The organism is Vibrio sp. RW (assembly GCF_027587105.1).
Taxonomy (GTDB): Bacteria; Pseudomonadota; Gammaproteobacteria; order Enterobacterales; family Vibrionaceae; genus Vibrio; species Vibrio toranzoniae.
In genome coordinates, this window is sequence record NZ_JAPPTM010000006.1 from 218,707 (window position 1) to 245,675 (window position 26,969).

The following is a 26,969-nucleotide window of genomic DNA, read 5'->3' on the forward strand; positions in this document are numbered from 1 at the left end:
CTTTCGTTGAGGGGGCAGGGGTGCCCCCTTTGGTTGGTTTTCTTAATTAAGCGCTTTGTCTAAGATTGGCTGGCTCCAATCAGAACCGATATCGTCAATAATTTGAGGCCATACTGTAGCGCGTACTTTGTTAGCTGTTTTGCTCAACTGACTTGGAGTCATTTCTATGATTGTTGCACCAGCTTCTACCAGTTTTTGTTCATTGGCTTTCTGGTCTAGTTGTGCAGCGCCCCAACGACGGTTTTCAAATTGAGCTGCGGCTGTTTTGAGAGCTGCTCTCTCTGCTTCATCGAGATCTTCTAAGCGCTCAGAATTGATCATCAGGTACCAGATTTCGAAGTGGGTATTGAGAGGAATATAGGTTTTTGTTACATCACGGAATGAAGCGTAATAGCCTTCAGCTCCAGAACCAATAACACCATCAACTACACCAGTTTGTACTGCCGTAAAAGCTTCTGAAAAAGGTAGGGGTGAACCAATATAGCCGACGTTATCTGCTAATAACTGGAAACTCTTGATCGGTGGTACACGAAGCTTAATACCTTTGGTTATATCGGGATCACCAGCACCAACTGCATTACGGTTTAACGAAATTCCTCCAAAGTAAACAGGGTAGGCTGCGAGCAATGTTATATCTTGTTTAGCAAATAGCTCTTCCATTGCTTCACGTACTGGCGCATTGGAACCGTAGATGTTTTGAGCTTCTTGCCAATCGTTTGCTAAGAAAGGTAATAAACCAATTTGCATTCTACGGTCGGTAGATGTGGAGGCTGGTTGCAATGCCATATCAATTGCACCAATTGAAATTCGTTCCTGTACTAACGTGTAATCACCTAAAGCGTTAGCAGCATAGACTCTTAGTTTAAGGTCGCCATCTGTCGAGGCTTTTAGATCGTTGCTTAACTGCTTGATGTCATTATCAACTACGGTACCTTGTGGGCGTACATGACTGATTTTTAGCGTTGTAGCATGTGCAGGGAAAGTACTTAGGGCGGCGGCCATAAGTGATGCCAACATAGTGACATTTTTTATTGTTTTTAATGGTTTTAACTTACTTGTTTTTAACATTGTTAATTTCCTTTTAATAACCAAACATAGTAGGGAGGTACAGAGATAATTCTGACCAAAAAGACGTAAGAATTACGACAGGTAGATACCCAAATAAAATGAGTAGCATTGCCGGCCCAACAACTTCAGAGAATTTTACGTTACCAATGCGAGCACCAAGGTATAGGATTGACGCATATGGTGGGGTCACTCCGCCCATCGCGGTATTGACTCCCATGATTGCAGCAAATTGAATTGGGCTGATGCCAATTGCCGTCATTAGTGGCAAAAGCAAAGGCGCTATAAGAATGATTGCAGTCAAATCGTTCACGACCATACCAACGACAAACAACAACAGGTTAATAAAAATTAGTAATAAAAATTTGTCATCAGTAATATTGAAGATAGCTTCAACTAATTGTTGGGGGATTCCTTCTACAACAAACATTTGGCTGAGAATTAGACTGAATAAAATCATAAACATGATAGATCCAACCGCTGTTGCAGACTCTTTACCGGATTCTAATAATGTCTTCCAACTCAATCCTTTATAGATCATAAAGCCGACTGGAACAGCATAGATAACAGCAACTGCCGCAGCTTCTGTTGGAGTCATAATGCCGCCATAAATACCACCAAGGATAATTACTGGCATCAATAAAGCAGGCACCGCGTTAAATGTTTGGCTAGAAGCTTTCTTAAACATCTCTGGTAAGCTGAGCTTGTCATCTAAAACAAGTGGGAACTTACGAGCCATAAACATATTGATTGCGGCAAAGTTGAACGTAACCAACAATCCAGGACCAAGTGTCGCGAGGAAACAAGCCAGAATTGATGTGTCAGTAACCCAACCATAAACAATCATTGTCACGCTTGGCGGAATGAGTAGACCTAATATTGACGAGTTAGCAATGAGTGCTGTCGCATAAGCTCGCGGGTAGCCTCGTTTTTCCATCTCGGGGATAAGTAGTGGCCCGATAGCCGCAATACCAGTTAATCCGCTTCCAGAAATGGCCCCGATAATCGCGCAACTAACAGAAGCTACGATACCTAGACCACCGCGTATATGACCGACAAATACATTCACAAAACCTAATAGACTAGCAGCGATTCCACTTCTACTCATTATGGTTCCTGCCAATACAAACAGGGGAATAGCCAACAAAACGGGGTTCATTAATTGCCCAGCGCCCCACATCATGTTGCCTTTCATCGACATGTCACCGGCAAAACTCATGACCATCAGTGCACCGCCGAAACAAAATGGAAGGGGAACGCCGAGAGTCAGTAGTATGACTAAAACTGAGACGGCTAATAGAGCGACTTCAATCATTGTTTCACCTTATTTACGAAAGACGATGGAGTTCTAAGTTGGTTAACCAGCTTTACGATATGTATGGCAATAAAAAGTGTGATCAGAAGAAGTCCGATGAATACGGAACATTCATGATAAAAAGTAGGGATATAGAGAGTGGGGCTTTCTTTCCATACGCGCCAAGCGTACTTGACATAATCCCATGCCCAGTAAGTAAGCCAGCTCGAAATAATAAAACTTATAATTTCGCCTACTAGTGCCAAAATTGTGTACCCGCGTTCACTTTTGATGAAAATTTCTAAGACATTTGCTCGTATCTGAGAGTCTTCTCTTGAAGCATTAACTGCCCCAAGCATATATAGCCAGATTGTAGGAATGACCATTGATTCTTCGAGTCCCATAATTGGGACCTCAAAAATATATCGTGTCACGACCTGAACAAATTGCATTAGAGCTACTGATGCAATTAAGGCCGTGAGCAAGTATCGAAATTTTTGCTCCACTGTATGTTTCCTTATTGTTGTATTTGTAATTATTTGGTTATTTTATTGGTGACAATCAATAAAAACAAATTTAAAATTACTCTAAAGTCATAAATTTTACTTATAGGGTGTTATGAGCAATCTTTCGATAAAACAATTAGAAACGTTCCGTGCTGTAATGCGTTCGGGATCGGTGACTGTGGCTGCAAAAACTTTATGCCGCACTCAACCTGCAGTGAGCTCTATGATCGTAGGTCTTGAGAAGGAACTAGGGTTGACACTTTTTGAACGACAAAAGGGGCGTTTAATCCCCAACCCTGAAGCATATTTTTTGTTGGAAGAAACTGAGGCGATTTTAGAACGTTTAACTCGTTCAACTCAGTTAATGGCAGAAGTGAAAAACCTCACTAGAGGGAAGTTACGTATTGCTTGTATGCCCGCTGCCGCATTATTCTTTATGCCGCATGTTATAGCTGAATATGTAAAGGACAGACCTGAAGTTGAAGTATCCATGATGATGCGAAGTTCTACTATTGTTCAAGACTGGATTGCATCTCAGCAGTACGATATAGGTTATTCAGAGCTGCCCAAGGACAGAGATTCATTTCATGTAGAACCTATACAGCTTGAGGGAGTGTGTGCATTACACAAGGACCACCCTTTAGCGAGTAAACCGCTCATTACTCCAAAAGACTTAGATAATGTCCCCCTAGCAGCGCTGTTTACCCGTCATTCAGCAAGTGAACACACAAGACTGTTATTTGAAGAACATAACGTCACTTATCGACCTAGATTTGAGCTACAGAACTACATCTCTGGTTTTGAGTTTGTCGAACAACAGCTATGTGTTTGTATCTGTGACCCTATCAGTGCCGCTAGTTATAAACTATATAAAGGAAATCAAGGGAACGTTGTATTTCGCCCCTTTGCTCCAGCTATAGCTTATGATCACGCAATACTGACACCTGCTCACAAACCAATGTCAAAGCTTGCTGAGGTCTTTGCTTTAAATATCCGACAAGCAGTAGATGAATTTGTGTCCGATATAAATGATTTTTGACCCGTTTAATGTTCGCATATTTAAACGGTCACAATAAATAACGAAATATAGGTCCTAACGATTTTTTTAACATAGAAACACCCCAATAGTTAGTTTCTTTCTATCACAACTATACTTATACTTTATTTCCAAAAAATTTCTCCCAGAGAACAGTACAACCATTAGTCATGTTTGTGGTAAATATTACTTAGTGATAATGTATGATTGAGTGAATGTCTATGATCCTTTTCGTATATGGAGTCGCCATTGGGTAAATTCCTTTTAGTTTTTGATAGGTAGAAATAGCCTTTCCTATATTTAGAATAGAGGAATACAGAGTAAATTATAATTACTGAAAACCACATGGCATACCCTTAATTAGTTCGTTAAGTATCACTGATTGTTATTTTTAAATTTAAAAGCCCAGATGTAATGAATCATAATGGCCAATGGTACTAATATGTCAAGTGGTGTAAAACCACCAGAAAAAGCCCATCCTAGGAACAAAAGCACGATAGCTAATGTGAATGAAATAAGTTCTTTCAAACCGTCAAATATGTCCTTCATACCCTTTCCTTAATTAACCTAGCAATATAATTACAATAACATTAAAACTGTAGTTCCAAAATCCACGCTTAGTTTTTAGATATATTAAAAACCTCTGAAAAACGGATAAAACAAACACGGAACGATACAAAACCGTGCTCTAAATGGTGGTTTCGACCTTTTTTTAAACATTGTAGCAGGATGGAAACGCTTTAAATTTAGTGGAGGAATACCTTTCGTTCTAACGAATGCTGGGAACCAGTAGAATGTGCCACGTTCAGTTATTTGACCCTTTAGTCAGTTTCTAAACCGATCAAGATGGAGCAACAATCACGTAGTACAAAAAGTCATGCGATTTAGTACTAGTATCTATATAGTACAAAAAGACATGTCTTTTTGTTACTACATTCGTTAAGTAGTAGATTTAATGAAATTAACTTTACTGCTTTTTTGTAGGCAAAAATGACAATGCTTTTCTAACGGCTTTAGGTAGCACAGCACAAAGGTGCCACCTATGATGTGAGTGATGTTGCCCAAATTTCTGACTGCATTTAAGTGAGAAAGTAAGTCACCTATACTGAGGTGGTTGAGTTGACGACATTCAATTGGATAGTTACTCAAGTAATGTATTGTTTTCCTTCAGCGCGATACCGCAACAAGGTAATCGCCAAAATTATTATTTAAATCATTCGAGAGCGATATATTTATCTCTTTGATATACGATCTGTGTTTAGTTCTATATGCCGACAATGTTTTAATTGAACATGTAATGAAATAGTTGAAGTCAATTCTGTATTTTCAACTGATTGATTATAAGTACTTGTGTTGGTTTTATTGGTGATTTTTTTTACCAGAAATAATTCTAGGTCGACTTACTAGCAACAATTAATTTCGTTGCTTAGTAAAATACTTTGTTCGTTTATTTATTGGGAAATATAATGTTTAATTAGGGCTTTGAACAAGCAAACATAAAATTTCATTTAACACTTCGGTTCGTGGTTCGTCGAACCTACGCTTCATTTAATAACGTTCTCCTCGGTTTAAATTTAGATTTATTTTGTGATGTACGTCTCATCTATGACTAATTATTGCATTGGTAAATGCCGTAACTCTATCTCATTTTTCCGTAATCATTTTTAAATTTCTTTTAAAACAATTGGTTATATCGTGATTTTAGTATTCCTGATATGTGTATCACGCATTTAGGAAATTTTGCACATAGTTTTATGCTGGTTTTATTTGGAAGTTAAAAGGAAACCATCACGATGCTAAATGTACAGATTAAACGCCAGTTAGTTTTTTCCTTAAGTCAGTTGTGCGAAGAATACCGGCAGTTAAATACTGTAAACAGTACTTAATTATTGGAAAGCACTACGGTGTACAGGTGATTGATATGGAAGATTTAAGAGTATTGCGCTTAGAAGAAGTTAAGCAAATTGTCGGAGTTAGCAGAAGTACAATTTACAGTTGGATGAAAGACGGGCATTTCCCTGAAAGTGTTTCACTAGGGCCAAGAAGTGTAGGGTGGTTAAGCTCTGATATATCTGAGTGGATTCAGCATCGTGTTGGTTGTAACAAGTAAAATGGAGAGCTTCTTCGCACTTGTGACCGACGTGCGAAGAAGCTAGTTCTAGAGCAGATAACATTTACAGTTATGGAAAGCCATTTCTCCTTTACGCATACCTTCGTATGCAACTACTTTGATCGTTTGAGTGGTGCTACATGCTGATTTTGGAAATAAATAAGACATGCTAGTTTGGGTGTTCTATTAACTGAGTTAAAGGTTCACTATGCAGGAATTATTCTGGAAAGTTGTTTTTTCGCTAATGTCGTTCGGTAGCATAGCTGCAATTATAGCTCCGAATGTGCCAAAGCCTTTTTACTGGCTTGGATGGCTCTATATTTTTCTTATGCTAGGTGTTGGTGTTGTTACTATCTATGCAGAGAAAATCATGGCTTGGTGTGATAAAAAGTTGGATATTAATAACGATGAGTAAACGAGACGGACATTTCCCTGAAAGTGTTTCGTTAAGACAGATAAGTGTTGGATGGTTAAGCTCTGACATATCTGATAGGGTTCAAAGGCGAATTGAGGTCAGGAACTAGATACTGTCTCATTTGGCGTTTGCTTGGCCCATAGGTTTGATTAGATTAATGCGGTGTTACGCTCAAAGGCAGCCCCCTGGTTTGCTACCGTAGTGACGCACAGCAACCCAAGTCACAATTATTAAGACTTAAAACCGACTAGTGTATCAACGAATGAGATTGATATATGGGTCAGTTTACGTCTGAAAATACCTCCTATTACAACGAAAACGCTGTTGTAGATAAAGCGTTTGATCTTGGTTTTATCTCCTTTGATGATCGCGGAAAGGTACTCATTCCAAGCTACTTGGAGTCTCCGGATATGATCGGTTTAAAGGAACATATGGCATTTAGCATCATGCCGGGTCACAGACCATACGTTCGTTATCATCGAGGTGAGTTATTTAAAGGACGCTAATTGAATTCTTGCTCAATCCCTTCAGAGGGCTCTGGGTAAAAGTCAGAGCTCTATTCCCGCCAATACCGATGTAGATCACTATAGTTCATACTTTGTCATGTAAACTACAGTTGCATATAACGTTATCATCTCAACTTTGCGATTGTATTTTTAATGACGAAACTTCTCCTCAAAACCAACTTTTTGGCACACCTTCTTGGCAAGCGACAACAGGTAAACGTTAACGAAGACGGTATTACCATCTTCAAAGACAATATAAAAACGTTGTACAAGTGGGATACGATAGTTGCTCCTCCAGTAGCCAAATTAGGCTTTTCAGGTGGCGTTTTGTCGTTTGAAACAAATGACGCCGGTTTGTCCGTTCCGATGTTGAGCTACCTATTTGCACATCGACACAAACACACCTTCTTTCCTTTTTGGGCCAACAGTAACGCTCAGAAACTGATTCCATTTTTGGACCAAGTGGAGAATACCTCTGTCGCAAGTTTTATTAGAACGTCTGAAACTCAAAGCTTTCAAACAATCGCAAATAAAGAAGCGAAAAGGTGGAAGGGGTGGCGCTCAGCTTTAGGGTTAAGCGAACTAGCCCAAAAGGTCGCTCAGACACTTGATGTGATTTGTGCCTGGAAGGCGTCAGATATTGAGAATATGCGCAATGCCTACGTCCAAAATCAGCTAACAGAGTACGGAGTGTTTTTCGACAACGTTGAATCTAACCCGTTAACAGAGAAGCAGCGAATCGCTTGTATTACGGATAACGACAACAATCTACTTTTAGCCGGAGCGGGTACCGGTAAAACGAGTGTTATGGTTGGTAGAACTGGGTATCTGATTAATAGTGAACAAGCGACTGCAAATGATATCTTGTTACTGGCTTACGGCCGTATTGCAGCTAAGGAAATGGACGAGCGCATCAAAGATAAACTGGGTTTTGATGACGTGAGAGCCAGCACCTTCCATAGCTTGGGTATGAAAATAATCGCTGAAGTTGAAGGTTCAAAACCAAACCTATCCCCATTTGAAGACGACATTAAAGCTAAATCAAAATGGATGAACGATAACCTAGAGCAACTCATGCTTGATGATGGATACCGTGAGTCTTTACTTGAGTACTTCAGCTCGTATTATTTTGTTGATAAGAATCCTTTTGAGTTTCAAAGTGAAGGTGAGTATCTACAGTACTTAACTGACAATGACATCCGTTCGTTGAAAGGGGACCAGGTAAAGAGTTACGGTGAGGTTGTCATTGCCAACTGGTTATTTAGAAAGGGAATTAATTATGAGTATGAGGCGAGCTATCGATTTGACGTAAGTACAGAGCAATATCGTCAGTATCACCCAGACTTTTATTTACCAGACCATGACATTTACATTGAATACTACGGTACTGATGAGCGCGGTAATACAGCCCCGTGGATTGATAAAGATCGCTATCAAGAGTCGATTGAATGGAAACGCCAAACGCACAAGCAATACCAGACAGGCTATGTTGAGGTGTTCTACCACCAGCATAAAGTTGGAAAGCTTCTTCAGGTGCTTGAAAATAAATTGTTGGAGCGTGAAGTCGAATTTAACCCCATCCCGCCACAGGACTTACTTAATAACCTGCGCCAGTTAGGTCAAGTAACAGAATTGGCTAAATTGTTTAGTGCTTTGGTGGATATGTACAAAGCAGCTTGTCTTGATGATGTTGCGATAGATAATGTCATTAGAAATTCAATCGATCCTAAGCAAACAGAGAAAGCATTAGAGCTGTTGTATCCACTATACAATCGGTATGAGCTGTTTCTTCGTGAAAAGCAGTGGATAGATTTCAATGACATGATCAGTAAAGCATTGATGTACGTCCAAACCGGACAGTTTATTTCATCCTGGAAATTCATATTAGTAGATGAGTTTCAAGACATCTCAGAGCCCAGAGCTAGGCTTGTCAAAGAGTTGCGTGATTCACTGCCTGGTACGTCACTGTTTTGCGTTGGGGATGATTGGCAGGCTATTTATCGCTTTAGTGGCGCGGACGTTAAGCTTACTACTAATTTTATTGAGTATTTCGGTGCGACTTCGGAAACAAAATTGGATTTAACGTTTCGTTTTAACAGTGCGATTGGAGATGTAGCAACGCAATTTGTCACCAGAAACCCAGTACAAATCAAAAAAGACATTCAGTCCTTGATTAAGGTTAATAAGCCTGCTGTATCGATACTCAGACAAGGCAGAAATGAACAAGGTGTATCTCCCCTAGAAAAAGCGCTAAATGCTGTTTTGGCTTGCGTTCATACCTCAGGTAAACCAGCGCAGAATAAGGTGTATCTCCTAGCCAGGTTTTGGCATCAAATGCCTGCTTACCAGCAGCTTCAAGAAATTAATAGACAGTACCCATCATTACAAATTACTTGTCAGTCATTCCATGCCTCTAAGGGCAAAGAATCCGACTATGTCATCATTATGGGATTAACAACGGGTAAGCACGGCTTCCCGTCTCAAAAAGTAACTCCTCCACTGGTGGACGCGCTATTGCCTAAAGGTGATGATTACGAGTTTGCTGAAGAGAGACGTCTTTTTTATGTCGCTTTAACCAGAGCAAAACATAGAGCGTACCTATTAGCGGATATGACTGATGTCAGTGATTTTGTTATCGAACTCATAAAGAACAAATACTTCGTAGATACCGATGAATTTGATGCATCGTTTGTACAGAAACTGTTTGAACAGATTTCTTGTAGCAGCTGTAAAACAGGAATATTGAAAGAGCGCGTTAGTCGCTACGGTAAGTTCTTATCTTGTTCGTTCTATCCTCGTTGTAAACACAAAGAAACCCCTTGTAGCCACTGTGGCAGCCCGATGAGCAGTACAATTAAGCCCGGCTTTCAGGAATGCATTAACGAAGAGTGTGGCGACATTCGACCGCTCTGTAAGCGTTGTGGCAGTGAGATGAAGCTAAGAAATGGCAAGTACGGTCAGTTCTGGAGTTGTTCGACATATAGAAAAAGTGCAGATAAAAATTGTGGTTATACGCAGAAACTAGAGCAGTTGAATATCAACTAAGAGACTATTGCTGTAAAGTATTTATCAATAAGTAAAGATAATTACGGAAGATAGAATGGCAACCTTGCTTAGTTGGCTTGGAAGAACAGACCTTGATCAGATGAAGCTAGATAAAACAGCTTCAATTGCGACTATTGCGTTAAAAGCGCCAGCATTTGATGATGTCGTGATTCTGGCTAGTACATGGGAAGATGAATGGCATGATTACAAAGAGTGGCTTGAAAAAAAACTGGCTTGTGCCGGGCGTTCCAATACTTCAGTAAAGATTCAACGTATCAGGTTGTCATCTCCAATTGATTACACTGCAATTACCAGAGTCATGCACAAGCAACTGGCTCATGTCTCTGATCAGGCTGATGGTATTTATCTAAATTTAACCTCTGGTACGCCTGCAATGACAGTCGTTTCTGTTCTACTTGGAAAGAGTATTGCGAAATGTCAGTTAGTTCAAACTACCCCTCAAGGTCAGTTAATCGAAGTTGATGTACCAGTAGACTTTTCTGCTGAGTATCAAAAATCTTCGTCAACAGCTATTGCTCAACTTGCTTCAAAAACACCGTCTCTCAATAGTGCTTTTGATTCGATTACGGCCAAATCTACTGTCATGCAGAACGTCATCAAGAAAGCGCAACGATTGGCTTATGCTGATCTACCGGCTTTGCTACTCGGAGAAAGTGGTACCGGTAAAGAAGTGATGGCAAAAGGTATTCATAAAGCCAGCCCTCGTGCTGATAAGCCATTTAAAGCTGTTAACTGTGGTGCTTTACCTGAAAATTTGGTTGATTCCATTTTGTTTGGTCATGTAAAAGGTGCGTTTACAGGGGCACACCAAGATCATGCAGGGTTATTTGAGCAAGCAAATGGTGGAACATTATTTCTTGATGAAGTTGGTGAACTCCCTTTAGCCGTTCAAGTTAAATTACTTAGGGCATTGCAGCAGCAGGAAATTACAAAGGTGGGAGACGTTGCCACGAAAAGTGTTGATGTGAGGATTATCGCTGCGACACACCGTGACCTTTTTAAAATGGTTTCTGACGAGTCTTTTCGTGAAGATCTTTTCTATCGGCTAGCCGTTGGAGTAATTGAGTTGCCTTCGTTAAGGGCGCGTTCAGAAGAGATCCCTTTCCTGATCGAAGAGTTGATGATCGAGATAAACCAGCAGATGAAGACTCATCCCTTATTTGAGAGTAAGAATATTTCCAAGTCTGCAATAGAATTTGCAGAAGCATACAGCTGGCCGGGTAATATTCGTGAGCTATGGAACACATTAAACCGAGCCGTATTATGGTCGGAAGGTAAAGAGATCACTAAACAAGATTTGGACGTTGCGATAATAAGTCGTGACCTAAATTCGGCGAACAATGGTGAGTTTAGGGTTCCTGGTGACCTTCAGCAACATATTGATAATATAAAGAAAAGTGCAATTGAGTCTGCGATGGATTATGCTGCTGGAAACAAATCTAAAGCTGCAAAATCGTTAGGTTTAAATAATCATCAAACGCTAAATAACTGGCTGAAAACGCTCAATTTAGAATCATAAAATAACCAAGTTTGAAATTGGCGTAAACGTTGCAAAGTATCACTCATCTTAGGAGACAGAAAGGTGAAGAAGTCTATGAATTTTGAACATTTAAGAGAACAGTGGCCCGAGTTAGCTGAGCTTGGTGCTTTTGCTGAAACGTATGCCGTTGTTGATCCGCAAAGTGCTCTCGTTAAGCTACGTTGTTATGTTGAAAAAATTGTTGGTTACCTATACCAAGAACTTCACCTACCTGTTGCTCCCAATGCTTCAATGCACGACAAACTTGTCAGTGGCGCTTTTACCTCGGTTGTTGACAAAACCATTGCTGATAAGTTTCACGCTGTTCGCAAGGGGGGCAACAAGGCTGCCCATGAAGGGAAAGTCTCACAACATGATTCGATTTGGTTGTTGAAAGAGTCTTACTTTATTGGTTGCTGGCTCTATATGGCCTATGGCGACGGTGATATAGAAGGTTGCCCTAAATTTACTGTTCCAGACAATGCACCAACGGGTGATGAGTCTAAAGCTGAGTTCAAGAGAAAGAACAAACTTTTACAGCAGAAGCTTAACCAAAATGACGATCTTCTTAAGAAAGCGCTAAAAGAATTAGAAGAAGCCAAGCAAGCGCAGTTAGAAGCTCAGAAACAAGCCGCTCAGCTGAAGCAGCAAACTGATCATGTTAAAGCCGATAAAATTCGCACTAATACTTTGTCGCTAAAAAGCAGTTTTGATTTCAATGAAGCGGAAACTCGTAAGCGCCTCATTGATGCTGAATTACGCAGTGAAGGTTGGGATGTCGCTCTTGATAATGAAAGCACGGAACAGGTGTCAAAAGAGTATGAAGTCGACGGTCAACCTACTGCGACAGGTAAAGGTTTTTGCGACTATGTTCTGTGGGATGACAATGGAAAGCCTTTGGCTGTTATTGAAGCTAAACGAACTCGAAAAGATGCCAATGCAGGGCGTGAGCAAGCAAAATTATATGCAGACGCTCTAGAAGCAAGTACCGGCCAGCGCCCAGTAATTTTCTACACTAACGGCTACGAAATCTATATTTGGGATGATGCTCAGGGCTACGCACCTAGACTGATTTTTGGCTATTACTCAAAAGACAGCCTTCAATATCTGATTCTTCAACGAGAGTTAAAGAAAGATCTAAACAGCACACCCATTGATACAAAAGTTGCGGGTCGTTTATATCAAATGGAAAGCATCAGCCGCATTTGTGAGCGGTTTTCAGACAAGCATCGAAAGGCACTTATTGTACAGGCAACTGGGACGGGTAAAACGCGAGTCTCTATTGCTTTAGCGAAGCGCTTGTTAGATGCAGGTTGGGCGAAACGTATTCTGTTCTTATGTGACCGAAAAGAGCTACGTAAACAGGCTGGTAATGCGTTTAATGAGCACACTAAAGAGCCGCTTTTCATCAAAGGTAAAAGTAAGAAAGAACTAGCTTCAAAGGCGCGTATTGTTATCGCGACCTATCCGGGTATGATCCAAAATTATGAAGAGTATGATGTTGGCCACTTTGACCTGATCGTTGCTGATGAATCGCATCGTTCGATTTACAACAAGTACGGCGAGCTATTCAAATATTTCGATGCATTACAAGTGGGTTTAACCGCGACGCCTGTTGAGATGATTTCGCGCTCAACCAGTCAGTTGTTCGGCTGTGATTACAAAATGCCGACGGCGAACTACCCACTTGAGCAAGCGATTGAAGAGAAAAACTTAGTTCCATTTAAAGTCGTTACTCACACAACTCAATTCTTACGTGACGGCATTAAGGCAAGCGAACTGACGGATGAGCAGATTGCAGAACTAGAAGATCAAGGTATTGATCCAAACACTCTGGATTTCGATGCGAAGCAGGTTGATAAAGCCATATTCAATAAAGATACCAACCGAGCAATCATCCGCAACCTAATGGAAAAGGGTTTAAAAGATGTGGATGACCAACTTCCTGGTAAATCGATTATCTTTGCAAGAAACATAGCTCACGCCGAGCTGCTAGCTGAGTTGTTTAGTGAAATGTACCCAGATATGGGGGGTAATTTTTGCCGAGTTATCCACTCAAAATATGAGAGAGCAGAAGAGCTTATCGACAACTTCAAAAGTACTGAAGGTAACGATGATGAAGTTACCATTGCAGTCTCAGTTGATATGTTAGACACCGGTATAGATGTACCTGAATGTGTTAACTTGGTCTTTGCTAAACCTATAAAATCAAAAGTGAAATTTTGGCAAATGGTAGGGCGTGGTACACGTTTATGTGAAAACTTGTACGGACCTGGAGCAGATAAAAAGCACTTCCTCATCTTCGACCACTGGGGCAACTTTGAGCATTTCAAAATGAACCCAGATGAGGATGAAGGAACGCAAAGTAAATCTTTGGCGCAAAAAGTATTTGAAGCCAAATTAGTGCTTGCCGTCGAAGCGCTTAAAAAAGCAGAGATGGAAATCTTTGCCGACGTTATACCGCAGATTAAGGCAGACATTGACTCTCTAAACGATAAAACCATCGGTGTACGCGAGAAATGGAAACTAAAAGCACAGCTCAGTGAAGAAAAACGGTTAATGCAGATGGCGCCAGATACTAAAGCGTTACTCTTTGATGAAATGGCACCTCTGATGCAGTGGAAGAAGACTACTGGTGAAAGTGAAGCGTTGCGTTTAGACCTGCAATTCTTACAATTGCAACTCACCAAACTGCAGCAGCCAAGTAAAGTTGAGTTAGAGGCACCGCCGATCTTAGACAAAGTCATCAGTCTGTCAATGCATCTCAATGAAGTGCGTAGTAAAGCGGCAACGATCAAGCAGATTCAACAACCCAACTATTTGAGTGATGCCGATTATTTTGCGGTAGAAGCGTGTCGTCATAATTTGCGCACGGTTATCCATTTACGCGATAAAGGCGTAGCGCCTCCTGCTCCGAAAACGCCCATTATTGACTTGCAAGAAGATTCAGGGCTGTATGAAACGCAAGAGATTAAAACCGACATCATCACTGTGGATTACGAGATCTACCGTCAAGAAGTTGAAAAAACACTGACACCATTGTTTGAATCTAACACTGTGCTACAGAAAATACGTGGCGGGCAAGCGGTGACAGAAGCTGATTTATCAACACTGAATGCATTAGTGCATACACAAAACCCAAATGTGGATTTACATACACTCAAAGAGTTTTTCCCTGAATCAACCGCCGAATTAGACCAAATTTTACGAACGATTGTAGGGATGGATGAACAACAAATTGAGCATGAATTTACCGCATTCGTTCAACAAGTTCATACTCACCTGAACTCAAGACAGCAGCGTTTTATCGGTATGCTCAAGAATCACTTATGTCGTTATGGCAGCGTTGATATTGAAGCTCTGTATGACGCACCATTTAATCAAATTGACGATGCGGGATTAGACGGTGTGTTCCCAAACCCCGCACAAGCAGATGTAGTTGAACAATTTGTGCGTCGCTTTAGTGTGCATTTGGGTAATAAACATTCAAGCGTCGAGAAAGCAGTGAATTAGCCCTTTGGTTAACACAGTAAGCTGATTACACTACAACTATTAAAAACCAGCGGCTACTAGCTTGAATTAGGGCCTTAAAATAAGGCTCTGAATACCCCGCTGGTTTGCTCCCGAACTCGCTTTGCCGAAGAATTACGCAAGCAGTCAAGCAAAAAACTAAGAGAATGAATAATGATTACATCAGGTGCACTAAAAAGCCAAATCGATAAGCTATGGGAAGAGTTCTGGACCGGTGGTATCACCAACCCTTTAACCGTCGTTGAGCAAATTACTTACCTGATGTACGCCCGTATGTTAGACATGAATGAACGTAACGATGAGAAGCGTAGCGCTCGTACTGGTAAGCCATTCACTCGTCGTTTTCCTATGAGCGAAGATAAAGAGAAGGATAAGCAACATATCCGCTGGGAAAACTTTCGTCACTTAGGTGCGGAAAAGCTTTACCCATTGGTTAAAGACGAGCTATTTCCATTCTTTAAAGAGCTGACCAGCGATGACACTTTGTTTGCTGAGTTTATGAAAGACGCTCAGCTAATGATTCAAAAGCAATCCTTGCTAGTCAAAGCCGTTGAATTGGTCAGTGACCTTCCGTTAGAAAATAAAGACGTAAAAGGCGATTTGTACGAGTACCTGCTTTCAAAATTGACCACTGCAGGTATTAACGGTCAGTTCCGTACACCGCGCCATATCATCCGAGCAATGATCGAAATGCTTGATGTAGAAGAAACACACCGCATTTGTGACCCTGCTTGTGGCACTGGCGGTTTTCTTTCATCGACGTACGAATACCTGTTAGAGAAATACTCTTCACCAGAAGGTACAGAGAAAGAGCAAGCATTTGACGAAGAAGGCAAGCCAGTATTAGACATTAACGGCAATCCGGTCTTTAACTATCTGTACGCAGGTGACAAGCTTGAAAACCGCGCCCATATCGATTACGACATGTTCCACGGCTTTGATTTTGACTCTACCATGCTGCGCGTTGCGGCAATGAACTTGGTGATGCACGGTGTAAAACAGCCGGATATTCACTACCAAGATACATTAAGCCAAAGCTTTATTGAACGCTTCCCCGATGAGGCTAAAAATGGCTTCGATATCATCCTTGCCAACCCACCGTTCAAGGGTAGCCTAGATGAAGAAGACGTCGATCCTGCGATTCTAAAAGTTGTGAAAACTAAAAAGACCGAGCTGCTGTTTGTTGCGTTGATTCAACGCATGCTGAAAGTCGGTGGTCGTAGCGCAACAGTTGTACCTGATGGTGTTCTATTTGGCAGTTCTAAAGCGCACCAAGCACTACGTAAACACCTAATTGAAGATAACCAGTTAGAAGCAGTGATCTCACTACCAAGCGGTGTGTTCAGGCCTTATGCAGGCGTTTCAACGGCTATCCTGATTTTCACTAAAGGTGGAAGCACCAATAACGTTTGGTTCTATGATGTGGAAGCCGACGGTCGTTCGTTAGATGATAAGCGTACCCCAATCAAAGAGAACGACTTACCTAATCTCGTTACACAGTACAAAGCGTATCAAACAGCAGTGATGGCCGGTGAGTCAACGGAGCAATGGTCAGACAAAAAACAAAAAGCGTTCTTGGTAGCGAAAGACGACATCAAGTCGAACAAATATGACCTGTCGATCAACCGTTACAAAGAAGTGGTGTACGAGCAAGAAAGCTATGAAGAACCAAAAGTGGTTTTAGGCAAGCTGAAAGCCTTAGAAAATGAGATTCTGGCTGATTTGGATGAGTTGGAGTCGATGTTATGAGTTGGCCATTGGTAAAACTAGGTGAAGTTGCACCGTCTAAGGCTTTGAAGAACCCAGTTGTGGTCGATGACGATAATGTATGGCAACTCAATCTTGATATGGTTGAGTCGGGTTCTGGTAGAATATTAAAAAAATTAAAAGCCCCGCTTTGCGAAGCGGGGTCATCAACCCATTGGTTTGATGATAGACATATCCTTTATTCAAAGTTGCGTCCATATTTGAACAAAGTGGTGCTTCCTGATGAAGAGGGTTTGGCGACAACTGAACTTGTTCCGATGCTTCCAGACCCCAAAAGGTTAGATCGTCGATATTTAGTTCATTACTTACGTTCCAAACAGTTTGTAAGCTGGATCAGTGATCAAGTGGCTGGTGCGAAGATGCCCAGAGTCTCAATGAAGGTTTTTTGGGATCACGAAATTCCACTTCCTCCAGTAGAAGAACAAAAACGCATCGCTGCCATTTTGGATAAAGCCGATGCGATCCGCCAGAAACGCAAGCAAGCTATTGACCTTGCCGATGAGTTCTTACGTAGCGTGTTTTTGGATATGTTTGGTGATCCGGTAACGAATCTTAAGGGGTTTCCGGTTGGAGTTATCAGAGATATAATATCAACGGTCAATTATGGGACTTCTGGCAAGGCCTCAGAGACTGATGGAGAGTTTCCAATTTTGCGAATGGGCAACATCACTTATAAGGGGGGGTGGGATTTCTCTGATTTAAAATACATTGACTTAGATGAAAAAGATCAAGGTAAGTATCTTGCCAGAAAAAATGATTTGTTGTTCAACAGAACCAATAGCAAAGAGCTCGTAGGAAAAACTGCGGTTTTTTACGAAAGCAGACCTATGGCGATAGCAGGTTACTTGATTAGGGTTAGAACCAATGAGTTAGGAAACCCTTGGTATATTTCTGGCTACTTAAACTCTTCCCATGGGAAACAAACCTTACGCAACATGTGTAAGAGTATCGTTGGGATGGCTAATATCAACGCTCAAGAGCTTCAAAATATCAAGATCTTGTTGCCACCAGTAGAATTGCAAAACAAGTATGAGTCGATAGTCAAAGAAGTTAACGAACGAGTTTCTCGTCATCATGAGTCAGTCAAAGAGTTGCAAGCATTGTTCAATGCACTTTCTCAAAAAGCCTTTTCAGGACAACTATAAATTTCAGAGGTATCTTCGGATGCCTCTTTTTTGATCAAAGGTTACGTAAAAATGAAAATAACATCACTTACTGTTGGTGGATTCAAAGGCATTAAAAACAAAGCCAATATTCCATTAGCTCCTATCACGTTGTTTTTTGGCGCGAACAGCACAGGTAAAAGCACAGTATTACATGCATTACTGTATCTGTATGAAATAGTCGCCAAACGTAATTTTGATGCGCAATACAGCTCAATCGCTGGGGAGTCACTTTACTTTGGTGGCTTTCAAAACATTGTTCATGGTAAGGACTTAAATGGTGTTATCACCTTAGGCGCGACTCTGGATTTTAGAGATGGTACAACGGATATTTGGGATGATTATTTGTCAGATTCTGAGCGTTGGTTGTTAGAGTCCAATTTGGGTTTCACAACAGATTCTGATACAGACGTTTTATCTTTCGAGTTAGATATTAAATGGGACTATACCAAAAACCGTGCGTTCATCAGCCGATATGTATGTAAAAGCCACGGCATTGAGTATTTCAAAACAACAGCTCAAGCAGGTCGGCCAGATTGTCAAATCAAGCATTATGAACCACTGCCACATTGGGAAGTAGATGAGTCATTTAAAGTCGAAAATCTCTTTGATTCTGGCCAGTGGGAAGATGTGTCCATAAACGGTCAAGATGCGTTGCCAAATATCCATAAAAGGCTTGATTTGTCGGATACCCCGTTCGATTGGTTCAACGTATATGAGGACCACCCGTTAGCCGCTCAGTTGTTTGCTGAAGCAGCCCTATCACAGGCTGCGTTTGCACCACTAAAGCTATTGGTGAAAAAACTTGAAGACTTGCTTCATATTGGGCCGCTGCGTATTGTGCCAACACGCGCAACCGTTTTGAACAAGAATACGAACACTCAGCGTTGGTATAACGGAACTGCGGGCTGGGAGACTTTCGCCTTTTCGAGTGAAAGGGTAAAAAACAAGACTAATGAAAAGTTCGTCAGTAGCCGGTTCTTTGGCACTAATTACTGTTTTGAGTCTCCAGCTTACGGCGAAGCAAGTTTGAGTGAAAAATCAGTCATTCTTAAAGACTCTCATACTGACATCCCTTTATTGCCGTCAAGCGTCGGTGTTGGTATATCACAAGTATTCCCATTCGTTGTTGCCACATCACTTGAACAAGACCTTATCGTTTCGTGTGAGCAACCTGAACTGCATATCCACCCCAAGTGGCAGTTAGCCTTAGGGGATATGATGCTCGAGGCAACTAAGAAAAACCCTGACCGTATGTTCTTGGTTGAGACCCACAGCGAACATTTGTTATTGAGGCTGTTGAAACGTCGCCGCCAAACCGCAGATGAAGAGATCGAATACGAACCATTTGGTTGTAAGAAAAGTGATGTACAGATAGTTTTCTGTGAGCAATTCGAGGGTAAAACTCGTTTAATTCCAATCAAAACAACTGATGAAGGTGAGTTTGATGCACCTTGGCCAAGTGGCTTCTTTGAAGAAAGAAGAGAGGAGCTATTCTGATGTTGCATTTGGAGTTTGCGGTAGCGCCAAGTCAAATTAACTCTTTGATGGATCTTGTGATACTGGAAGCAAGAATGGGCTACGAGAAAGGAGCAGTGTTATCTCGTTTTCCTAGAGCCTGGTTCAGAGAGGTCTCTCAGCAGCTTAATGCTGAACTTGATGGAACCAAACTAGACAGAGCAACTGAAAAGCTCAGAGCTTTACAATCAAGCAAGTTAGTTTCATTTGGAAGGACGTTTGACGGAGAAGGTTGGGTAGAGGCTGCTAGAAATAGCCACGATGCTAAGTTATTCCATCGGTTGGTTGAAGGCTCCTTCGACGATCGGCCTGTATTTGTTCCATCACTCATAGATTTAGAGGATACGGACTTTGCGTATGTATCTCTTTATACACGTGAAGCCGAGTCTTTAGCTAGTGCAGCTTCAGGTCTTCTCTTTGGCGCAGAAAAGGTAACAATCTACGATCCATATATTTGCGCAACTAAAGCTGGTAGCCGCAAGACACTATTGGAATTGATGAAGCTATGTGAGAAAGGTGAAGTTGAGTTTCACGTCTTTTCGGAAGAAGATAGAAAACCAGCTTGGGATCTAACAGAGCAAGCTCTCGTTGAGTTTAAGGAAGCTATGCCTGAAAACATTAAGCTGTATTGGTATTGCGCCGATGATAAGGATTCGGGATTTTTACACTCTCGAGGTTTATTTACAGCGAAGGGTGGGCTTATTTACGACAGAGGATTCTCAGAGCCAAGCGCTGTGGACCAGATTCAAGAGTTGACGGAGATTACGCCGATGCCAATTGACTTGCTACAAGCAAAAGCTAGCTCTTATAGCGCCTCTCTTCAATATGACGATTTTGAACTTGTTAGAGGTGTGTGGTCTTCTCATCCTTGATTAGCAATTGGAGTTTACAACTTGATACGATACACGTGGCAGGATTATTTGGCTGTTAATTTGTTTACATATGGTAAATATTATTACCATATAAAACTGTGATAGTTTGCAAAGATTCAATTAAATCATAATGTTAGCGTTTGGCATGCTTGTTGATTGCATTGTTGTATCAACATTTACGAATAGAGGTGCCATCTATTATGACAGACGTTAATCTTACTACTTTAACAATCCCATCATTTTCGTTTCCGGATATCCAAGTCTCTGGAAATAGAGTCGAGAGGTTCGGACGTCGCTCGTTTGAGCTCACAGTATCGATAGCTACTACGGATAACGCTGATATCGTTATCTGTAAGTCGCCAATTGGAGGTGATTACGCTAAGTTTTATATTGTTAAAAGTAAGCGTGTTTGTGTTTCGCACCTTGAAGGTTACCCAGTTTTATACACACTAAAACCTGCAAGTTTTAAGGTGCTAGCTGTCGAATCCGAACTTCGATGGCTAAACCACCCGTTGACGAAATTGAACGATTTGAAACCCTCGCAAATTTCCAAGTCTTGGCAGAATCAGTTCATATTTAAGGCCGAGGACACAGAGTCGGGTAGCTTGGGATTGCGTACGCCTCAAGTCGGAGCTCTTCACGCAATCTCGGCTGAGTTTTCAAGATCAGCGAATATAGAGCCTAGTACAGTCGTTCTACCGACTGGAACAGGCAAAACAGAGACTATGTTGGCGACAACGATCTACCACCGCTGCGACAAAGTCCTGGTGTTGGTCCCTTCAAATTCGTTACGAGATCAAATCGGCGATAAATTCAAAACTCTTGGTTGCCTGGCAGAGCTGGGTGTTGTCCCAGAAGAAATATTCCATCCAGCTATCGTGAAGATCAAAAAGGGCATTAAGACTGTAGAAGAGGCGCAGAAGCTGCTCGACAGTGCTAATGTGCTAGTTGCAACACCTCAAATATTGAAATCACGCTTTGCCAATTCAGGTGTACTTGAAACAATCTGCAACGCTTGTAGTCATCTTTTTGTTGACGAAGCTCATCATATTTCAGCTAATACGTGGAATGGAATAAAAGAGCAATTTGTTGGAAAAAGAGTTGTTCAGTTTACCGCTACGCCTTTCCGTAATGATACTCAAAGTTTGGGTGCCAAAATCATCTACAACTACACCATGGGTGAAGCTCAAAAAGCAGGCTATTTTACTAACGTACAGCTCGAACCAGTAGAAGAATACTTCCAAGATTCCATGGATCTCGCTATCGCAGATAAAGCAATCAAGTTGCTACAGCATGATATGGATTCAGGGCTTGATCACTTAATGATGGCTAGGGTGAAAACTAAAGAAAGAGCGAAAGAAGTCTTTAATCTATATCAGAAATTAGCGCCAGAGCTTAAACCTGTATTGGTTCATTCCGACCTTTCTAAAACGGAACAAAATAAGCGCCTTGCCTATCTGCGAGCACGAGAAGCCAAAGTGGTAGTATGTGTCGATATGCTAGGTGAAGGGTACGATTTACCAAACCTAAAAATTGCGGCTATTCATGACCATCATAAAAGTTTGGCGATAACGTTACAGTTTATTGGGCGGTTTACCCGTGTCTCTCACAAAGAAACACTTGGTTCTGCAAGCGTGGTTGTAAATATAGCAGATCCTGGCGTTGAAGGTGCGTTGCAGAAATTGTACGCACTTGGTGCTGATTGGGATGAAGTGTTAAGACGCTTGTCAGAGAATCAAATAGAACGAGAGGTGCGATTACAGGAGGTTGTTGACTCTCTTAGAGGGCAAGGTGACTTGCACGAACAGCTTTCGCTCTGGAACTTGCGACCATCTTGCTCAGCTATGTTATTTAAGACAGATTGTGAAAGTTGGAATCCTGAAAAGTTCACGGATATTAAATTCAGTCATGATGAAATGTGGCATTCAATTTCAAGCGAGGAAAATATTTTGGTGTTGTTGGCTGTAGCCAGCACGTCTGTGAAATGGGGTCACTTTAAAGATGTTAAAGACATCAACTACAAAATACTGATAGCTCATTGGGATAATGAACGTAACGCTTTACTCATTTATTCAAATGATTATAAGGGGTTTAAAGTAGAAATACTGGCTGAAAAATTATGTGGTGAGTCCACTTATGTTATGTCAGGAAAACAGATTTTTAATGTTCTCAATAACATCGAATATCCACTGGTGAATAATCTTGGTTCTGCACAAAACGGAGCGATTAGCTTTACGCAATTCTTTGGACCAAACGTTACCGAGGGGCTAAGCGCAGTTGAAAAATCTGCGTCAACTCTTAGCAATATTGCGGCCATGGGGTATGAGGATGGCAACAAAGTATTGTGGGGCTGTTCGGAGCGTAAAGGTAAAGTTTGGTCTCCCAAAGCGGGTTCAATCGCCGACTGGTTACTCTGGGCAAAAGCAGCGTGGGATAAAGTAGTAGAGGGTGGTAATGATGATACAAACATTACACGTGACTTCTTGAGACCTCAGAAAATAGACAACCCTCATCTTTATATGCCGATATCAATACAGTGGGGTGAGCAACTTCAAGTCCGTAATGAAGAGGGCGTCAAAATATACTTTGGTTCATCTTCATTCTACTTGTATGAGGTCGACTTAAAAGTGACATGGGATGAACAAACCAAAGAACCCATTCTGGTTTTTGAGTCCTCTCAAACCGCATCGAAATACAAATTGCTGATCGATCAAGAGCTGTCGAAAGGTTATGACTATCAATTGTTAGAAGGTGAGCCGATCTCTATTCAAGTAGGGAACTCTGAACCTAGAACGCTCATAGAGGAGATGTACCACGATCCGATATTCGTCTATTACGCTGATGGTTCATTTTCTTATAACTGCTATTGGGTTGAGGTGAGGGACAATATAGGTAGTTACTCTCCTGACGCATTGAATCCTGTCGGATGGACCGTGGACATAACGAAAGAGTCAATGGGTGCGAACTTAAATACTAATACAGTACAGCACCAAACTTGGCAGCTTATCGACTCAGAGTACGACATCGTAATCAATGATGATGACCATGGAGAAGCTGCTGATTTAGTGGCAATTAAATCTCTGCCGGACAAGATAATTCTAAGCCTGTACCACTGTAAATACTCTCATGGTAATGAACCTGGAAGACGACTAAGTGATCTTTATGAAGTCTGCGGGCAGGCTCAACGTTCTGTACGTTGGAAGCATGTTGGTCTTCCTTATTTATACAAACATATTCAAAAGCGTGAGGGAGCTTGGAAAGGGCGAGGTCAAAGCCGTTTTTTGAAAGGGAATATAGCTCAGTTGGAAAGCATCAAAAATCGCTCACGTACCACTCCTATCGAGTTTCAAGTCGCAGTGGTGCAACCGGGAGTGAGCAAAGAGAAAATTACAGAAGAAATGCTCAAATTACTTGGAACAACAGAACTTTTCATAAAGAAAACAACATTAGCTGAGTTACGCGTGTGGTGCTCGGACTAAATCCGTTACCAAATGTACGCTAACGACATAAAGAGAAGGAATTTATTTTGACAACGACAGTATGTACAACAACGATGAACAGAAAAGACAAGCTACAAACACTAATGGCCCAGATGAGTGATGGATTATTGGAAAGAGAGCAGCAAGTCCGACTTATGATGCTAGCTGCACTTTCTGGTGAGCATGTCTTACTAGTTGGGCCTCCAGGAACGGCTAAAAGTGAACTGGCAAAGCGGCTGAAAAGTGTCTTTGTTGAGGCTAATTATTTTGAACGACTAGTTACGCGTTTTTCTGTTCCAGAAGAGCTGTTTGGACCGCTTTCGATCAAAGCGTTGGAAGAGGATCGTTACAATAGGCTTACTAGTGGATACCTGCCTGAAGCATCCGTGGCGTTTATCGATGAAATCTTTAAAGCAAACAGTGCAATCTTAAACAGTCTTCTAACTTTGCTGAACGAACGCCAGTTTGATAACGGGAATCGAAGAGTCAATGTTCCTTTAATCTCTGTTGTAGCAGCAAGTAACGAGTTACCGGAAGGCGAGGAGCTCAGCGCTTTATACGATAGATTCATTCTGCGTTCTTATGTGTCGCCTGTGTCTACAGAGTCTTTTGATGCATTACTTTGTGGGGCATTAGAGGGGTTCGACCCAGAACTCAATGTACGTTTGAAGGTTGAAGATCTAAATGAGGTACAGCGCCTAGCTGAGAAAGTTGAGTTGACTTTAGCAACGAAAGAAGCGTGTAAAGAGTTTCGTAATTACTTAGCGTCACAAGAGATTTACGTATCTGATCGACGTTGGCGTAAGCTGGTCAAATTGATGAAAGTGTCAGCTTTCACTTCAGGCTTTAATGAAACCAGTATTTACGACACATGGATTCTTCCACATTGTTTATGGGAACAACCAGAGCAATTTGAGGGCCTACAAGAGCTCTACAAGCGATTGGTGACAGTCGACGGAAAAACTCCGTCATCGCGTTTGATGCAGGTTATCAAAGCGTGGGAAAAAAAACTTAAGGAAGACCAACTTACTCATAAACAAGACTCTAAAGGCCGCCCTTTGTATCTTGACCGAGAAGGCGATGAAGTCGTGGAAGAGGTTAGCAAGTACCACAAAAAAAATAACTACGGTGATTTGTTGTACTGGGATGATTACTACAAAGAGGAAACTACTGATAAGCACAATCACATAAGACGTGGAGAAAATAAGCCAATTTTTGACGAAGTTAAAAATACCCCAATACCGCTGAACAACTCATTTTCTCAAGCTCATATTGAAGGTCGAGTCCGAGAAATTCAAAGCCTAACAAGTAGTGTAGAAACCCATTATAATCACGTAAACAAAGAACTGTCAGAAGTCTCAGGCTACTTTGATAATCACCTTTGGCTAGAGAAGCATTTATTATCTGAAGTTACTAACGCTCTGAATAACTCTATAAAAGAGGGCGATAAACTACTTAAAAGGGTTGCTTCGATAGAGTCGGGTTTTAAAAATCTACCCCTAGAAAAATCACCTACTTTAGCTCTAGAACCAAGCAATAGTGACGTAATCGAAGGAGAATTGTGTGATTAGCGAGTCATATCAGGTTCAATCTCCGTTATTCAACTTGGATAGTCAATTTACATGCCTCGATAATGTGCCGGAGAAGTTTCTTCCGGCGGTTATTACGAGCTCTGTCGGCGAATTAGCGGAGCGGTGCGAGTCTTTAGTTAAATCTAGAAATGAGCTTCTAACGGGAGAGAATCCGACGAGCTTGTCTCCCTTAGCGCCTCGATCACTGACGAATGCGATTTGCAAGGCGGTAGAAGAAACTGGATTAAATCGGTACTGCTTACAGAGTGAAGAGGTCACAGATGCGCTGCTTTCTGACATTCTAACTACGATAGATAAGCTTCAATCTAAAGCATCGCCGTTAGCTACTGGTCTGATTAAGCAGTTGGAAGAAGAAGCGTTAAATCAAATCAAGCAAGCTTTAGAGAAGAAAAAGACCAAGCGCAAGCAAGCTAAACCTCTTTCTCTAACCAACGCACAGCGAGCAAGAATTGCCGCAACTGCTTCAGAAAAAACCTGGCAGCAGTTGCTATCTAGTGAGGAAGGTATCGGGATCTTGCCTGATGTATGGCAACAAAGGCTGGCGATATGGTCTGAGCTAGGAGAAGTATTTACGGAGCTAGGTTTAATTACAGGGTTAGGTTTTGACTTACCAAAAGGCGTTTTTCAAAGCCATGGTTGGCTCGATATTGTTCGGTTGAACAAGCTTGTAAAAAAGCTTCCCAAGTTACAAAGTTTGATTCGAGACTTAGGGCGTGATGAGCAAGCAGATGGCTCAGTTCTTGAAGAAATAGTGATTAAAATGAGTGTTGCTACTAGACATGAGAAGCATGTAGTAACACCTCTCGTCCCTATGGAAACTAAAGGCATTACTCGATCAGATTCGATCTCTAGAATGTTGCCCCAAGAAGCTTTACTGTTAACTAACCCTGTACTCAAAAAACTCTGGCATGCCAAGCGCGCTGAGCATGCTTTACTTTCTTACTCAGTGGAAGGGACTGAGAACCTGGAAACAGAAGAGTTAATAGAACAAGAGAGTATAAGTGAAAAGCAGGGCAATAAAAGTAATAAGAACCGAGGTCCGATGGTGATCTGCTTGGATACATCGGGCTCTATGGCTGGGTTGCCAGAAAATATTGCCAAAGCCAGTGTTTTGGAATGTCTAAAGGTCGCATACAAGGAAAAGCGTCGCTGCTACGTTTATTTGTTTGGTAGCAAGGGAGAAGTCAGTGAGCTTGACCTAACATTGGATGCTTCAGACTTTAATGTCTTACTTAACTTTTTGACGATGTCTTTTAGTGGTGGCACTGATGTCGACGAGCCTCTTAATAAAGCTCTGCAAAAATGCGATTCAGAGGAGTGGTACAAAGCTGATATCTTGTTGGTGAGCGATGGTGAATTTCCTGTGTCTTCGGGATTAAGTAGAAAAATTAGCAACCGAAGGAAAAATCATGGGTTACAGGTTCACGGTATTCAAATAGGTAACTCTCACTACACATCAATGAACAAAATTTGTGAACCCATTCATTACTTTTCAGAGTGGACTGACTTAAGACGTTAATAAAAATTAAG

At 41.4% G+C, this 26,969-nt stretch carries 18 protein-coding genes and 1 pseudogene; 15 read left to right on the forward strand and 4 right to left on the reverse strand.

The genetic code is table 11. The annotated features are described in order from the left end of the window. Positions 1 to 42 precede the first annotated feature (42 nt). From dctP to OCT63_RS07920, 3 genes are read right to left on the reverse strand one after another with little or no spacing between them, the layout of a single operon-like run. A complete protein-coding gene (gene dctP, locus OCT63_RS07910; protein ID WP_054541262.1) occupies positions 43 to 1,068 on the reverse strand; it encodes a TRAP transporter substrate-binding protein DctP in 1,026 nt (341 codons plus the stop codon). A gap of 13 nt (positions 1,069 to 1,081) precedes the next feature. Then, complete coding sequence (locus tag OCT63_RS07915) at positions 1,082 to 2,380, reverse strand: TRAP transporter large permease (protein ID WP_017065559.1); 1,299 nt, start codon at positions 2,378 to 2,380, stop codon at positions 1,082 to 1,084. Next, positions 2,377 to 2,865, reverse strand: coding sequence for a TRAP transporter small permease (locus tag OCT63_RS07920; protein ID WP_161672560.1), 489 nt, complete (start codon positions 2,863 to 2,865; stop codon positions 2,377 to 2,379). Before OCT63_RS07920 ends, OCT63_RS07915 begins: the two co-directional genes overlap by 4 nt. Before the next feature lie 112 nt (positions 2,866 to 2,977). Between OCT63_RS07920 and OCT63_RS07925 the strand changes: the two genes are divergently transcribed. Beyond that, the gene (locus OCT63_RS07925; RefSeq protein WP_161672559.1) at positions 2,978 to 3,904 is read left to right on the forward strand and encodes a LysR substrate-binding domain-containing protein; all 927 of its coding nucleotides are present in this window, start codon (positions 2,978 to 2,980) and stop codon (positions 3,902 to 3,904) included. Between the two features lie 372 nt (positions 3,905 to 4,276). On the opposite strand, the gene OCT63_RS07930 is transcribed toward OCT63_RS07925, so the two are convergent. Then, positions 4,277 to 4,450: a hypothetical protein gene (locus tag OCT63_RS07930; RefSeq protein ID WP_202603566.1), complete on the reverse strand. Its 174-nt coding sequence runs from the start codon at positions 4,448 to 4,450 to the stop codon at positions 4,277 to 4,279. A gap of 1,372 nt (positions 4,451 to 5,822) precedes the next feature. On the opposite strand from OCT63_RS07930, the gene OCT63_RS07935 reads away from it, so the two are divergent. The 14 genes and pseudogenes from OCT63_RS07935 (at position 5,823) to OCT63_RS08000 (ending at position 26,958) form a co-directional block, all read left to right on the forward strand. Next, the gene (locus OCT63_RS07935; protein WP_065584203.1) at positions 5,823 to 6,011 is read left to right on the forward strand and encodes a helix-turn-helix transcriptional regulator; all 189 of its coding nucleotides are present in this window, start codon (positions 5,823 to 5,825) and stop codon (positions 6,009 to 6,011) included. 208 nt (positions 6,012 to 6,219) lie between these two features. Next, complete coding sequence (locus OCT63_RS07940) at positions 6,220 to 6,426, forward strand: hypothetical protein (protein WP_161672558.1); 207 nt, start codon at positions 6,220 to 6,222, stop codon at positions 6,424 to 6,426. Beyond that, entirely contained in the window at positions 6,419 to 6,535 is a 117-nt protein-coding gene (locus OCT63_RS07945; RefSeq protein ID WP_237667949.1) for an AlpA family phage regulatory protein, read from the forward strand. Before OCT63_RS07940 ends, OCT63_RS07945 begins: the two co-directional genes overlap by 8 nt. A 211-nt stretch (positions 6,536 to 6,746) precedes the next feature. Further along, a pseudogene (locus OCT63_RS07950) lies at positions 6,747 to 6,932 on the forward strand (HNH endonuclease); the annotation flags it as partial. A gap of 153 nt (positions 6,933 to 7,085) precedes the next feature. Next, the gene (locus tag OCT63_RS07955) at positions 7,086 to 9,977 is read left to right on the forward strand and encodes a UvrD-helicase domain-containing protein (RefSeq protein WP_161672556.1); all 2,892 of its coding nucleotides are present in this window, start codon (positions 7,086 to 7,088) and stop codon (positions 9,975 to 9,977) included. A 100-nt stretch (positions 9,978 to 10,077) separates the two neighbouring features. Further along, on the forward strand, positions 10,078 to 11,517 hold the full coding sequence (locus OCT63_RS07960) for a sigma-54 interaction domain-containing protein (protein ID WP_269983518.1): 1,440 nt from the start codon (positions 10,078 to 10,080) through the stop codon (positions 11,515 to 11,517). A 75-nt stretch (positions 11,518 to 11,592) separates the two neighbouring features. Continuing rightward, complete coding sequence (locus OCT63_RS07965; protein ID WP_161672555.1) at positions 11,593 to 15,030, forward strand: DEAD/DEAH box helicase family protein; 3,438 nt, start codon at positions 11,593 to 11,595, stop codon at positions 15,028 to 15,030. Between the two features lie 171 nt (positions 15,031 to 15,201). Further along, positions 15,202 to 16,797 carry a type I restriction-modification system subunit M gene (locus OCT63_RS07970; RefSeq protein ID WP_161672554.1) on the forward strand — a complete coding sequence of 532 codons (1,596 nt, stop codon included), beginning with the start codon at positions 15,202 to 15,204 and terminating at the stop codon, positions 16,795 to 16,797. An 8-nt stretch (positions 16,798 to 16,805) separates the two neighbouring features. Next, positions 16,806 to 17,960: a restriction endonuclease subunit S gene (locus OCT63_RS07975; RefSeq protein WP_269983519.1), complete on the forward strand. Its 1,155-nt coding sequence runs from the start codon at positions 16,806 to 16,808 to the stop codon at positions 17,958 to 17,960. Between the two features lie 51 nt (positions 17,961 to 18,011). Continuing rightward, positions 18,012 to 19,478, forward strand: coding sequence for an AAA family ATPase (locus tag OCT63_RS07980; protein ID WP_161672552.1), 1,467 nt, complete (start codon positions 18,012 to 18,014; stop codon positions 19,476 to 19,478). Continuing rightward, complete coding sequence (locus OCT63_RS07985) at positions 19,478 to 20,368, forward strand: hypothetical protein (RefSeq protein ID WP_161672551.1); 891 nt, start codon at positions 19,478 to 19,480, stop codon at positions 20,366 to 20,368. Before OCT63_RS07980 ends, OCT63_RS07985 begins: the two co-directional genes overlap by 1 nt. Before the next feature lie 200 nt (positions 20,369 to 20,568). Beyond that, entirely contained in the window at positions 20,569 to 23,847 is a 3,279-nt protein-coding gene (locus OCT63_RS07990; protein ID WP_161672550.1) for a DEAD/DEAH box helicase, read from the forward strand. Positions 23,848 to 23,894: 47 nt separating this feature from the next. After that, entirely contained in the window at positions 23,895 to 25,418 is a 1,524-nt protein-coding gene (locus OCT63_RS07995; RefSeq protein ID WP_202603565.1) for an AAA family ATPase, read from the forward strand. Further along, on the forward strand, positions 25,411 to 26,958 hold the full coding sequence (locus OCT63_RS08000) for a VWA domain-containing protein (protein WP_161672549.1): 1,548 nt from the start codon (positions 25,411 to 25,413) through the stop codon (positions 26,956 to 26,958). The genes OCT63_RS07995 and OCT63_RS08000 overlap by 8 nt, the downstream gene beginning before the upstream one ends. Positions 26,959 to 26,969: the final 11 nt, after the last annotated feature.

What these genes read in the sequence shown, in the direction of transcription:
- dctP (WP_054541262.1), bottom strand. Translation starts at nt 1,068, where the DNA reads ATGTTAAAAACAAGTAAGTTAAAACCATTAAAAACAATAAAAAATGTC.
- OCT63_RS07915 (WP_017065559.1), bottom strand. Translation starts at nt 2,380, where the DNA reads ATGATTGAAGTCGCTCTATTAGCCGTCTCAGTTTTAGTCATACTACTG.
- OCT63_RS07925 (WP_161672559.1), top strand. Translation starts at nt 2,978, where the DNA reads ATGAGCAATCTTTCGATAAAACAATTAGAAACGTTCCGTGCTGTAATG.
- OCT63_RS07930 (WP_202603566.1), bottom strand. Translation starts at nt 4,450, where the DNA reads ATGAAGGACATATTTGACGGTTTGAAAGAACTTATTTCATTCACATTA.
- OCT63_RS07935 (WP_065584203.1), top strand. Translation starts at nt 5,823, where the DNA reads ATGGAAGATTTAAGAGTATTGCGCTTAGAAGAAGTTAAGCAAATTGTC.
- OCT63_RS07940 (WP_161672558.1), top strand. Translation starts at nt 6,220, where the DNA reads ATGCAGGAATTATTCTGGAAAGTTGTTTTTTCGCTAATGTCGTTCGGT.
- OCT63_RS07945 (WP_237667949.1), top strand. Translation starts at nt 6,419, where the DNA reads ATGAGTAAACGAGACGGACATTTCCCTGAAAGTGTTTCGTTAAGACAG.
- OCT63_RS07955 (WP_161672556.1), top strand. Translation starts at nt 7,086, where the DNA reads ATGACGAAACTTCTCCTCAAAACCAACTTTTTGGCACACCTTCTTGGC.
- OCT63_RS07960 (WP_269983518.1), top strand. Translation starts at nt 10,078, where the DNA reads ATGAAGCTAGATAAAACAGCTTCAATTGCGACTATTGCGTTAAAAGCG.
- OCT63_RS07965 (WP_161672555.1), top strand. Translation starts at nt 11,593, where the DNA reads ATGAATTTTGAACATTTAAGAGAACAGTGGCCCGAGTTAGCTGAGCTT.
- OCT63_RS07970 (WP_161672554.1), top strand. Translation starts at nt 15,202, where the DNA reads ATGATTACATCAGGTGCACTAAAAAGCCAAATCGATAAGCTATGGGAA.
- OCT63_RS07980 (WP_161672552.1), top strand. Translation starts at nt 18,012, where the DNA reads ATGAAAATAACATCACTTACTGTTGGTGGATTCAAAGGCATTAAAAAC.
- OCT63_RS07985 (WP_161672551.1), top strand. Translation starts at nt 19,478, where the DNA reads ATGTTGCATTTGGAGTTTGCGGTAGCGCCAAGTCAAATTAACTCTTTG.
- OCT63_RS07990 (WP_161672550.1), top strand. Translation starts at nt 20,569, where the DNA reads ATGACAGACGTTAATCTTACTACTTTAACAATCCCATCATTTTCGTTT.